Origin of the sequence: Streptomyces tricolor (assembly GCF_002155905.1) — a bacterium.
Lineage (GTDB): Bacteria > Actinomycetota > Actinomycetes > Streptomycetales > Streptomycetaceae > Streptomyces > Streptomyces tricolor.
Window position 1 is genome coordinate 22317 of the sequence record NZ_MUMF01000067.1, and the last position, 11293, is coordinate 33609.

General features: G+C 65.0%; 11 protein-coding genes. 10 read left to right on the top strand and 1 reads right to left on the bottom strand.

From position 1 onward, the window contains the following. Nucleotides 1-110 precede the first annotated feature (110 nt). Nucleotides 111-791: a DUF488 family protein, N3 subclade gene (locus CCN44_RS06015; RefSeq protein WP_086697055.1), complete on the bottom strand. Its 681-nt coding sequence runs from the start codon at nucleotides 789-791 to the stop codon at nucleotides 111-113. Nucleotides 792-1432: 641 nt separating this feature from the next. On the opposite strand from CCN44_RS06015, the gene CCN44_RS43940 reads away from it, so the two are divergent. From CCN44_RS43940 to CCN44_RS06060, 10 genes are all read left to right on the top strand, one after another. Next, nucleotides 1433-1771, top strand: a complete 339-nt coding sequence (locus CCN44_RS43940) for a CU044_2847 family protein (RefSeq protein WP_143649630.1) — start codon at nucleotides 1433-1435, stop codon at nucleotides 1769-1771. 385 nt (nucleotides 1772-2156) lie between these two features. Continuing rightward, nucleotides 2157-3095, top strand: a complete 939-nt coding sequence (locus tag CCN44_RS06020; protein WP_237481526.1) for an AAA family ATPase — start codon at nucleotides 2157-2159, stop codon at nucleotides 3093-3095. A gap of 67 nt (nucleotides 3096-3162) precedes the next feature. Beyond that, nucleotides 3163-5451, top strand: coding sequence for a S8 family peptidase (locus CCN44_RS06025; protein WP_158103076.1), 2289 nt, complete (start codon nucleotides 3163-3165; stop codon nucleotides 5449-5451). 436 nt (nucleotides 5452-5887) lie between these two features. After that, entirely contained in the window at nucleotides 5888-6712 is an 825-nt protein-coding gene (locus CCN44_RS06030) for a helix-turn-helix domain-containing protein (protein ID WP_237481519.1), read from the top strand. A gap of 95 nt (nucleotides 6713-6807) precedes the next feature. Continuing rightward, a complete protein-coding gene (locus tag CCN44_RS06035; RefSeq protein WP_086697059.1) occupies nucleotides 6808-7197 on the top strand; it encodes an ATP-binding protein in 390 nt (129 codons plus the stop codon). A gap of 175 nt (nucleotides 7198-7372) precedes the next feature. After that, on the top strand, nucleotides 7373-8224 hold the full coding sequence (locus tag CCN44_RS06040; protein ID WP_030782024.1) for an RNA polymerase sigma factor sigma-70 region 4 domain-containing protein: 852 nt from the start codon (nucleotides 7373-7375) through the stop codon (nucleotides 8222-8224). Then, entirely contained in the window at nucleotides 8221-9042 is an 822-nt protein-coding gene (locus tag CCN44_RS06045; RefSeq protein ID WP_086697060.1) for an integrase, read from the top strand. Before CCN44_RS06040 ends, CCN44_RS06045 begins: the two co-directional genes overlap by 4 nt. A gap of 182 nt (nucleotides 9043-9224) precedes the next feature. Continuing rightward, entirely contained in the window at nucleotides 9225-9572 is a 348-nt protein-coding gene (locus CCN44_RS06050; RefSeq protein WP_086697061.1) for an SCO3933 family regulatory protein, read from the top strand. Between the two features lie 5 nt (nucleotides 9573-9577). After that, a complete protein-coding gene (locus CCN44_RS06055; protein ID WP_086697062.1) occupies nucleotides 9578-10942 on the top strand; it encodes an FtsK/SpoIIIE domain-containing protein in 1365 nt (454 codons plus the stop codon). An 88-nt stretch (nucleotides 10943-11030) separates the two neighbouring features. After that, nucleotides 11031-11293, top strand: a 263-nt coding sequence (locus tag CCN44_RS06060) for a DUF2637 domain-containing protein (RefSeq protein ID WP_143649632.1), incomplete at its 3' end; no start/stop codon positions are given.

The window sequence follows — 11293 nt, forward strand, 5'->3', positions numbered from 1 at the left end:
CGCTGACGATTCCCTGATCCCATGGTTGCCCCCTCCACAGATCTCCCCGATCCGATTGGAGGAGAGGCATGCGCCACTGGCAAGGGCGCGTGCAGGGCCGAGGGGTGAAGTCAGGCCAGGGGGATGACGGGTACCGTGGCCCGCTCGCGGACCGTCTCCAGGACGACCTGCCGGTGACAGCGGCTCTCGTCCTTCTCGAAGCACAGCACCGCGACCCGCGACTGCTGGGCGTGCTCAGCCAGGCGGTCGAGATCGGCCTGCGCCTCCTCGGACCGCAGCACATCACGGAAGCGGGCCCGGCCCACGTCCAGGCGGCCATCCCAGAAGGGCGCCCGGTTCTCCTTGGGATTCCCCAGGCCGCGCAGGTGGGTGTACTCGATGCCGGCCTCGGTGAGTGCCTGCCCGAGGCGGGTCTTGCTGAAGCCCTTCTTGCGGCTGATCGGCGTCAGCCTGACGTCCGCCACTACATCGATACGGCTGTCGAGGAGCGAGGCGACGAACGAGTCGATGTCCCGCCCTTCGTATCCGGCGGACCACAGGCCGGGGGTGCCGTGGGTCTCCCGGAACAGATCATCCAGAGAGACCTCAAGAGCCTCTGCGATCGCGCCGACGGTGAAGAAACCTGGCTGGATCGCTCCCTCGCTCTCCAGGCGAGCCAGCGTTCTGTTGCTGATGCAGGCTTCCTTGGCGAGCTGCTCCCGTGACCACCCGCGGGCTTCCCGTAGCGCCCGCACTCGCTGGGCGAGCGCGCGAGCGTGGTCGTGAGGACGCGCTGAGTGATGGCCTGCCATGTGTCGTGATCCTAATGGCGGTTGAGGCGGGCGGGCATGGTGTTCCCGGTCAGTCACGGGGCCGGATTCGCGAACGCGCAGGTCCGAGTGCCCTCAGCTGCCGCACCCCATGCAGCCTCACCGGGCGCCCTCTGGGAGAAGCCGACCAAGATCTTCTCCCGGATTTCTCCCAAACGATCTCCAGGAACCACTCAGGGGCCTGATCCACTCGGTGGATCAGGCCCCTGACCTGGTACTACGGCGTCGGGGTGGCGGGATTTGAACCCACGACCTCTTCGTCCCGAAGCAACTCGGGTAAGGGTGCTGCCTTGAGCTGCTACGGCGCTCACCTGGACTGATGGTCCGCAGGCGTTCGCGGTTGTTCGCCGACGTTTGCTGGCGTTGTCACGCAGTTAGACACTCACCCTGGTCGGTGTGAGCTGTGCCATGACATCCCTCGTCAGCTCCGAACGTCGTTGGGGGGTTCGTAGCGCATGGACTACCGCCAGGCACGCATGCGGGGCCGTGGTCGAACCACGCATAGTTGTGGCACACGAGGCTCCAACTTGCACTGCGGATCACCTGAAGCGCGAAACGGCCCCACGCAGACCAGACTTGAGGGATCATGATGCTCAGAGTCATCACCATGAGTGGGGGGATCTATGTACAAAGAGGTTGAGTCTGCCCAGGGAGACTCCTTCTTCCTGGTCGAAGTCGTGCCTCTGGCAGTTGAGAACTTTGATCAGTCGAAGCTGCTTAGAGGTGCTGGGCGGTCCGCCCAGCAGGCGCTCAGTGGGCTTCGGGAGGTAGGCGACGCAATCGCGCAGACCTGCGAAGACGTATCTGCAGCAATCCGCGGTCGATTCGGCGACTCGCCACCAAGCGAGTTGGAAGTGCGATTTGGGGTATCCCTCTCCGGGGAGGCCGGGGTGCCGCTCGTTGGAAAGGTCAAGGCCGACTCCACCTTCGAGGTACGTGCTAGGTGGACGCCGAGAACCTGAGCTGATGCGTCAACACACGCCGGACCAGGAGTGGTAAATCTCGCCTCATAGGGTGACGTGCGTGAACCACTAGGGGGATCCCCCCTGGTTGACAGTAGGCCCTCTTGGTAACCTTCCCCGCATGGGTGCGTCGTCGTGGCAGGGTAAGGCAGGCCTCAGTCCGACTGAGAGGGCACTGCTTGAAGTGATGGATGCTGGCCTCAGGGCGGACACGCAGGCGGTTCGTGAGCACTGCCGGCGTCTTATGCGGCGTCCACCTGAGGATGCGCATCACGCCGTGACTCTGCGCGCGGAGCTGAGGGCTTTGCTCACAGCTTCGCAGGGGCACAACCCGCTTCGTGGAGTTGACGTAGCACAAGGTGCCGATCCTGTTGCTCCAGAGGCAATGAACCTCCCACGGGATCCTGAGACCAACCAAGTTCTACTACGCGTAGCGGAGACTGCTGCGAGTCATGGCCCCATCTTGGATGAGGCCACGCGACGCCGTGTAGACGCTCTCATTGCTGAACGCCCCGTGCGTGAGGCGTTGGTAGATGCCGGCCTTCAGCCTTCACGTAGCGTGCTTCTCAGCGGACCGCCTGGCGTCGGTAAGACTCTCACTGCGTCCCATATCGCAAGCCAGATGAAGCAGACGCTTCTAGTTGTCGACTTGGCTTCATTGATGTCCAGTTACCTGGGGCGTACCGGGCGCAATCTTCGATCTATCCTTGATTATGCTGCGCAGAATGAATGCGTCTTGTTCATTGATGAATTTGATGCCTTGGCTAAGCGGCGCGAGGATGACTCGGATGTTGGTGAACTGAAGAGGTTGGTCAACGTCCTCCTGTTGGAGCTTGACCGGTGGCCAGCCGGGAGTTTTCTGATTGCCGCCACGAATCATAAAGAACTACTGGATTCGGCGATTTCTCGACGGTTCGATGTCTTGATAGAGCTTCCCCTTCCGGCGACCGAAGAAAGGAAGCTCCTAATTTCGTCTCTTCCTGTGATTGTTTCCAGTGCAGTATCTGATGATACCTGTGCGCTAATGGCGCTAGCGACGGACGGCCTTTCGCATTCAGATATCGTGCGTTTGTGCAACGGTATCGCCAGGGAAACGATTGTACGGGATGGCGGTCTATCCTCCCTTGAGGAAGGCCTTGTCAGCCTAGCTGTACCAAAACTACGCGAGCTGGCCGGCGAGGATGCGAAGGTCCGAGAGCAGGTCGCAGTGGCAGCGAGCGTGCACCTAGGGCTTTCGAACCGGAGAATCGCCAACATCCTCGGCGTTAGCCATCCGACCATTAGTAGGGCAATCGCAGCGTTCCAGGAGCGCGAGCAGCGGTAAATGAGTCTTTGGGGGCGGGGAAATGAGTAAGGGGTCTGGCGGCCGCATCCTCGTAGGAGGAGAGCACATGTCGGAGATGATTGACAGGGTAGGTGGAGGGGGAAACAAGTTCCATCCGCACACGCTGGCGGATTCGCAAAGAATCCTTGGGCCACAGGCGTTGGTGCTTCGTGACGCTGCGCGCACATTGGATGAGGAGTTGCGTGCGGGGCATGTGGTTTTTGAGGTGAAGCTACTCCCGAACTATTTGGCGAATAGCTACTTCCCTGAAAGACTAGTTAAGTTGCTTGGGCTCACCGCCCTAGGCTCTCGCCCTGCGACTGGAGATTTAGTACAGCGCAGTAAGACAGAATTCGATGTGCCGACTAAGTCCTTAATTGTCGCTGGCGACAATGACAGCCTTGAGCAACTGACTCATATCCTCTCGGGAGGTGTGCTGAACCGCCGAGAAAAAGGGGCGGCGGAGGATCTCCGGCGATTTTCTGACATTCACCTACCGCGAGTGACTGAAGTTGTAAAAGGCTTGGCAGGCGACGTCACGGAACTCGCTGCGGAACGGGAGGCATTCGAGGCGGTCCTGCACCCTGATCCGGATACTCCTGGAATGTCGCGACGACCTCTGCCGGACGAGATTTTTGGGAAATTTGAGCGGTACATTCGAACGCTCGGGGGCGAAGTCGTCAGTGACAGGCGTGACGCCGTAGGCGGACTGACGTTTGTGCCAGTTCTTCTTCCTCCAGGAAAATTGAAGGAAGCTGCAGCGTTCAACCCGTTGCGCTCCATACGCAAGATGCCGCGCATTCGTCCCGTGCCGGCCACTCCCCTTCGATCGGCCCCCGGCGTTTCTAAGCCCCCGCCCCCGCCTGCTGCGGCTGACGCGCCAGAGGTACTCATCTTTGATGCTGGTGTTGACGCTAATGGCGACTTCTTCGCAGGCTCTGTTAGCCAAATAGATCTTACCGACAAACCACCCTTCCCTGGGTGCATAGAACACGGTAGCGCTGTAACGGGCGCCATTCTGTACGGAAATGTCGAAGCAGGGAGCCGCCTGCAGTCCCCGCAGGTGCGTGCCACTCACTACCGCTGCATTCCTGGGCAGGACACTGACGGGGTCGAGCTTTACTGGCTCCTGGATCAAGTCCAGAAGCAAGTTGCAGACAGCGATGCAATGATCGTTAATCTCAGTCTCGGGCCTGAGGTTCCAGTTGACGATGGTGAGCCGCACCGGTGGACGGCCGTGCTGGATGCGCTGGCGTACGAAAGGGACATCCTTTTCGTTGTTGCTGCTGGGAATAACGGTGAGGAAGTTGGAGAGGGGGCAAACCGAGTTCAGGTGCCCGCCGATATGGCTAACGGCCTTAGCGTCGGCGCTTGTGACCGACCGCACCCGGAAATGATGTGGTCGCGGTCGTCATATAGCGCGATCGGTCCTGGTCGCCCAGGTGCGACGGTCCAGCCGGCAGTACTGGCCTACGGGGGGGATACTGACCGGCCCTTTGCGCGCCTGATGGGCGACGGGCGGCTTTCCTACGAGTGGGGTACCAGTTATGCCGCGCCGCTTGCAGCACACGGTCTGGCTAAGCTCAGTACCCAGCTAGGCGACCGGTCTAGTGCCTCCGCGCTGCGAGCCTTCGCGATTCATTTTGCGGAGCCGCATGCCGATGCAGACCATACATTGGAATCGGGATACGGGAGACTTCCGGCGGACTTCTCGGACGCGCTTCTTTGTTCTGACCGACAGGTGACTGTTCTGTATCAGGCTTCAATTGAGCGTGAGCAGATACTTGGGTTCACACTGCCGGTTCCTGCTGGGGTTGACAGGGGAAAGGTAAAGGTGAAATGGACTCTTGCCTATTCCTCGCCTACCGACCCAACAGAGGCTGTTGAGTACACGGAGTCGGGCTTGGAGTTCACCCTCCGCCCTCACTCGGAGGTGTACAGCTTTCGTGACCCCGAAAATCCTCGTCGTGTAGTCAAGGTCAACATTCAGGAGGAGGCGGAACGCGTGGCAGCCCTTCTTGAGGAGGGCTGGAAAATGAGTCAGCAGCCAAGTACCCGTTCTCAGAAGGTTGGCCCAAAGGCCTCAGAATCCAGTCGTCGTCGAGGAGGGAAGTGGGAGACTGTGATGCAAGGGCAGGATTGCCTGATGGCAAGGAGTCTCCACCTGCCGAGACTTGATATCGAGTTCCTTACCCGCGAAGGCGGAGTGCTGACAAGGGACTCTCCCCCGGTGGATTTTTCGTTGGTTGTAACCGTTGAGTCGCTTTCCGGGCTCCCGGTATATGATTTGGCGAAAGTTGACTTCCCAGTGCTTTCCGAGTTGCCAGTTCCCGTTCCGGTGCGGCTTCGGACGTAGGTCGGTGGAGCGGCTTTGGGCGGGAGCTGCTTTGGCGCGAGTGATCATGGCCCCGTAAGCTTCCGGCGCGTCGGGCAGTCTGTGGACCTGCCCGGTAAAGCACGACGTTGGGGCCATGATCTTCGAGGCTCGCGCCAAAGTGGCTGCCTAAAGCCGTGGAGCCGACCGCCCCAGCCACGACGTACCCCTTCTCTAAGCTCAGGCGGCTGATAGCTGTAGAGCGCGGCACGGGCGCCGGCCGGGCTGGAGCGGGGCGGAGACAGGAGCGCAGGCCCGGCCGGGGGCCGGGCCGCGCGCGGTGAGCGGAGCGAGCCGCCTTGAACCAGTAGAGAAAGTTTGAATCACGCTCGGTTGGTGGTCGCGGCGTCCGGTCGTGCCGGTGCCTGCTGGCTCGTGGTGTAGAACCCTGGACATGGGGAGTGAGCGGCGGGAGCGGATGAAGGCGCTGGGTGCGCGTCTTCGTGTGCTTCGTGGAGAGTCGGGTCTGACGGGTGCCGTGCTGGCGCAGCGGGCCGGCGTAGGTCAGCCGACCGTGTCGAAGGTCGAGACCGGGCGCATGGTTCCGAGCCGGGATGTGCTCGACCGGCTCCTGGGCGCCCTCGGCGTGGATGAGTCGGTCTCTCGTGAGGTGCGGGAGCTGCTGGCGGGCGTCGTTGCCGCTGAGGACGACGAGCCGACCGCTGTTGACGTCGCCGAGGGCATGACCGTTGACGAAGAGGTGCGGTCCGCTCAGTCGGTCCGCTCGTTCCAGTGCGTCGTTCTGCCGGCCATGTTGCAGAGCGCGGAGTACGCCCGGCACGTCTTCGAGAGTGCCCCTCGTACGACGCCCGAGGCTGTCGGTCGGGCCGTCGCTGCCCGTGTGGACCGGCAGAGTGTGTTGTACGAGCCGGGACGGGAGTCAGTGTTCGTGGTCACCGAGGCCGTGTTGCGGACCTGGCCGGGGAGTCCGGCGCTGATGCTGGCGCAGTTCGACCGGTTGCTGGCGGTGGAGAGTCTGAGCACGGTGCGGCTGGGGGTGATTCCCTGGCGCCGGCCGGTGCCGGTGCTGCCGCGGCACGGCTTCACCCTTTGCGACCAGCGGGCGGTCGTGATCGAGACCTTCGACAACGAACGGGTGTCCACTGACGCCGCTGAAGTGGCCGCCTACGAGGAGACCTTCGAGCGCTTCGAGCGCGCTGCCGTCTTCGGTGACGAGGTGCGCGAGCTGCTGTTGCGGGTGATGAAGGAGTTCCGCGACTTGGGGGACACCCTCATCCCTTAGAGGAATAATTCCTCAGCATGCCTAGAATGCTGCTTGCTGCTAGGAATACTCTGCCGTCACGCTGTCTAGCCCCCTAGACGAACGGAGAGGTTCCCATGCCCACCAAGTGGTGCCGTGTCTTCCCCGGCCTGCCGGACGAGGTGTCCAATGCCCGCCACTTCGTCGCCTCCCTGCTCGCCGAGCGTGGCCCGGCCGAGGACGCCATCCTGGTCGTGAGCGAGCTGGCGACCAACGCCCTGCTGCATACGCGGAGCGGCGCGGTTGGTGGCTACTTCCTTGTAGTGGTTCGTCTTGGCGACGATCTCGTGCGGATCCAAGTGGTCGACCAAGGCGGCGATCGCGTGCCTCACCTGTGCCCCGTCACCAGCCACGAGGAGGGGGGTCGCGGGCTGCGGCTGATTGAGGCCTTGGCGAAGAACTGGGGCTACACGATCTTTCCCGATGGACGTTCCGTCTGGGCCGACCTGGTGCGGGCGAGGGTATGAGCGTGCTGCATGCAGTGCGTTCGAGGGGTCGCCTCGCCGGTGGTGAGGTGTGAGTCCGAGAGGTGTGCCCCGGAGGAGATCACGCTTCTATGTGATCGGCGTGCGTACCGGGCGGCGGCTGCCTCCCATTCCGTCTAGGGCCCTAGACTCCTGGGTACTGCTAGGAGGTGAGGTCATGTCGGACGAGCTGCAACGGATCATGACGATCGATGATCCGTACCTGCTGCTGCGCGAGGTGACGACTCGCTTGGCGGACGCGCAGCAAGAGGTGACCGAGCTGGCCCGCCTTCGTCGCCGAGTGGTTCAGGACCTGCACGCCCAAGGGTTGTCGTACGCGCAGATCGCCGCGAAGGCCGGCCTGAGCCGCGGGCGGATCCACCAGATCCGGCACACCGGCCCGGCGCCGGAAGGGGCCTTCCTCGGTCGGGGCGCCGTCACCGTCGCCACACCGCTGCGGCGGGACGACGAACGCGGCCGGACCGTCGTCGCCGTGGACGACGTCAGTTCCGGCAAGCGGCTGGAAGATCTGGCGCGGTCGTACGGGCTCGACGTCGCCTCGGAGCATGTGCCGGTGACCGGCGAGATCGACCTCAACCGGGACGGCCTGATCGTGGTCTGCGGCCCTCGCATGTCCCAGGCCATGTGGGACACCTACGCCCAGGACCCGGTTCTCCACTGGGAGCGTGCGGAAGACGGGCCCTGGACCGTGGTGGACCGGCAGACCGGCACCGTCTACCGCTCGGGGCAGGACAGCGATCCGGCCCGGCCGTACGACGTCGGCTACCTCGGCCGGCTGCCGCGACCGGACGGCAACGGCTCGCTGCTCGCGATCGCCGGTATCCACACGCAAGGCTCCCTCGGTGTCGTGCAGCTCCTCGCCAACGACCTGAACGTGATGTGGGGCCAGGTCGGCGACCGCCGGTTCTCCACCCTGGTGGGCGTCGAGTACGACCCCGAGACCAGCGAACCGCAGTCCGTCGAGCTGCTCTGCCCCCTGTACCGGCACGACGAGGAGACGGCGGCGTGAGGGTCGACCTCGCCACGCTCCCCGCCGACCCGGAACGAGAGAACGAGGACTTCGCCGCCGCCACTCCCGGCGCGGCCGTGCTCCTCGACGGCGCCGGCGTCGGCGGTGCCGAGACCGGGTGCACACACGGTGTCGCCTGGTTCTCCGGGACGCTGGGCGGCCTGCTGCTCCAAGCCATCACCGCGTCACCCGCCCGGCCGCTCACCGAGTGTCTGGCCGACTCGATCGACCGCGTCCGCTCGCTGCACGGCGACAGCTGTGACCTGACGTACCGGGCCAGTCCCACCAGTACGGTCGTCGCCGCACGGATCAGCGGGGAAAGGCTGGAGTACCTGGTCCTGGGTGATTCCTCGTTGCTCCTGGAGGAGAAGGACGGCAGTACGACCGTCGTCACCGACCGGCGCCTGGACGAAGTCGGCAAGCGACTGCGTGGGCCGGTCGACGCGCTGCCCACCGGCTCGCCCGAGCACGCCGCCGCGCTCGCCGACTACCGGGAGACTCTGACCGGTCTGCGTAACCGGCCGGGGGGCTTCTGGATCGCCGGCCCCGATCCGCGGGCGGCCGAGCACGCGCTGACCGGCACGGTGGCGCTTGACTCGCTGTCCACCGTGACGCTTCTGAGCGACGGTGCAACTCGGCTCGTCGATCGCTTCCAACTCGCCGACTGGGTGCAGTACTTGGACGTGCTCGCTTGCTCCGGTCCGGACGAACTGATCCGCCGTGTCCGAGAGGCCGAGAAGAGTGACCCCGACGGCCGGCGCTGGCCGCGTGGGAAGGCTTACGACGACGCGACCGTCCTCCACTGGGCCGTTCGGTAGTACTTTCGCGCGCTTGCGCGGCCACACCGTATACCCCCCTAGACAGTTGATGGGCTGTCGGCTACCTTCACTGTCAACCCCCCTAGACAGTTGGGGTGGTCGCCCCCGTTGCTGTCTAGGGGGCTATTCAACCTGCTCGGCGCCGATCTCAGGGCGCCCGAAGACTCCGTGAGGTACTGACAGTGCGTGTGATCCCCGTAGACACCTCCGCCGCGACGCTGCTCGTCACCAAGCTCCCTGAGGTCAAGGTCAGGGACCGTCAGACCGGCGAGGTCGCCGTGGACCCGGTGACCAACCAGCGGCTCATGACGCTGGAGCTGGTGTTCATCGCGGCCGGCGGCTCGGACATGATCAAGGTGACCATTCCCGAAGAGGGGATCGGAGACGGCCTGGTCATGGGCGCGCCGGTCATCCTGTCGGGTCTGGTCGCCCGGCCGTGGGAAAGCGAGTTCGGCGGGCGTAGCCGCCACGGCATCGCCTACCGGGCCGACGCGGTCATGGTCAACGCCCCGGTCACGGCACAGGGTTGATCGCCATGACTGACGTCGCCTGGGTCCTGCTGCTGGTCCTGCTCCTCGTGGTCGCGCTGCTGGTGGTCCGTCGGCGGATGCCGGTGGTGTTCTGGTGGCTGGTCGGGTATCCGGCCGTCGCGTTGCGGGTGCTGCTGTCGTACCGGGCGACGATGGACGCGTGCGGCCTGACGGTCCCGGCTTCCGCCGTCCGGGTCGCCACGGCCCGGGTGATCGGGCGGCAGGCGGCACCCGTCCCGCCCCGGCGGTCCTTCCCCCGGCCCAACGCATCCGGACTCGTCATGCGGCTTCGCATGGCGACCGGGCAGGCGCCCGAGGACTTCACCGCCTCGGCCGACCGACTGCGTCATGCCTGGGGCGCCCACGCCGTCCACGTACGCCCCACGAAACCCGGCTGGCTCGAACTGCGGCTCGTTGGGTGGGACGTGCTCGCCGATGTGCGGCCCGCCCGGCGTCAGGCTGCGACCGAGCCGCTCCGCCTGCCGCTGGCGCTGCGAGAGGACGGCGACTGGCACGTACGCGACTTTCGCACCGTGCCGCACGAACTGATCCTCGGCGCCACGCAGTCCGGAAAGTCCGTCTACCTGCGCAACCTGCTGTGCGGCCTGGCCCGGCAACGGGTCGTCCTCGTCGGGATCGACTGCAAATGGGGTGTCGAACTCGCGCCCTTCGCACCTCGGTTGTCAGCGCTGGCCGACGACCCGGACCGGGCGAACGACCTCCTCGACGCGCTGCTGGAAGAGATGGAGGACCGGTTTCGACTGATCGGGCTCAGTGGTGCCGATCCGGACGCTGTTCTCACCTCGGACGTCTGGGGGCTGCCGGACGCCGTACGGCCAGTCCCGGTAGTGCTGGTCGTTGACGAGGTGGCGGAACTCTTCCTCGCCGCGAACCGGGACGACGAGAAGCGGCGGGACGCGATGGTCACCAAGCTCATCCGCCTCGCCCAGCTCGGCCGCGCGGCCGGCATCTACCTCGAAGTCTGCGGGCAGCGCTTCGGCTCGGAACTCGGCAAGGGCGCCACCATGCTGCGGGCCCAACTGACCGGCCGCGTCTGCCACCGCGTCAACGACGAAGCGTCGGCGAACATGGCCCTGGCCGACATCTCTCCCGAGGCAGCGTTGGCCGCCACGTCCATCCCAGCCGACCGGCCCGGCGTCGCGGTCGTCGGCGACTCGTCCGGCGGCTGGTCCCGCATCCGCTCCCCTCTTCTCTCGCTCGAAGATGCGGCGGCCGTCTGCCGCGACACCTCAACCCTGGTCCCGGAACTGCCCCGGCTCGACCGCTTCCGGCCCGCCGTCGCCGTCGCATCGGCCGGGCCGTCCCCCTCGACCGGCACCACGCCCACCGCGCGCCCGGTAACCGAGTAGCACGTTCCCTTCCCCCTACGGCCGGCGTGACCGCCTCGCGCCATGTCCCTACCCCTCCCATGCCCGAAACAGGAAGGAACCGGAGCCGATGCGTGCCCACCTGGCCCGTGTGGACGCCGTCGTTGTCCAAGCCGTCATCGCGGGCGCCCTGTCCTTCTCGCACCTGCACGACCTCGCCGCTGCGGCCGGACAAGGCGGATGGAAGGCGTGGGCCTACCCCGTCAGCGTTGACCTGCTGCTGGTCGCCGCCTGGCGCCGGATGCGCCAGTTGCAGCGAACGGGGCAGGCGGCGGGTAGCCCCCGGCTGTGGTTCCTGGTGGCCCTTGCCGCCTCCCTCGGCGCCAACGTCGC

Coding starts and splice junctions, on each gene's coding strand:
- CCN44_RS06015 (WP_086697055.1), bottom strand. CDS start 791: ATGGCAGGCCATCACTCAGCGCGTCCTCACGACCACGCTCGCGCGCTC.
- CCN44_RS43940 (WP_143649630.1), top strand. CDS start 1,433: ATGTACAAAGAGGTTGAGTCTGCCCAGGGAGACTCCTTCTTCCTGGTC.
- CCN44_RS06020 (WP_237481526.1), top strand. CDS start 2,157: ATGAACCTCCCACGGGATCCTGAGACCAACCAAGTTCTACTACGCGTA.
- CCN44_RS06025 (WP_158103076.1), top strand. CDS start 3,163: ATGTCGGAGATGATTGACAGGGTAGGTGGAGGGGGAAACAAGTTCCAT.
- CCN44_RS06030 (WP_237481519.1), top strand. CDS start 5,888: ATGAAGGCGCTGGGTGCGCGTCTTCGTGTGCTTCGTGGAGAGTCGGGT.
- CCN44_RS06035 (WP_086697059.1), top strand. CDS start 6,808: ATGCCCACCAAGTGGTGCCGTGTCTTCCCCGGCCTGCCGGACGAGGTG.
- CCN44_RS06040 (WP_030782024.1), top strand. CDS start 7,373: ATGTCGGACGAGCTGCAACGGATCATGACGATCGATGATCCGTACCTG.
- CCN44_RS06055 (WP_086697062.1), top strand. CDS start 9,578: ATGACTGACGTCGCCTGGGTCCTGCTGCTGGTCCTGCTCCTCGTGGTC.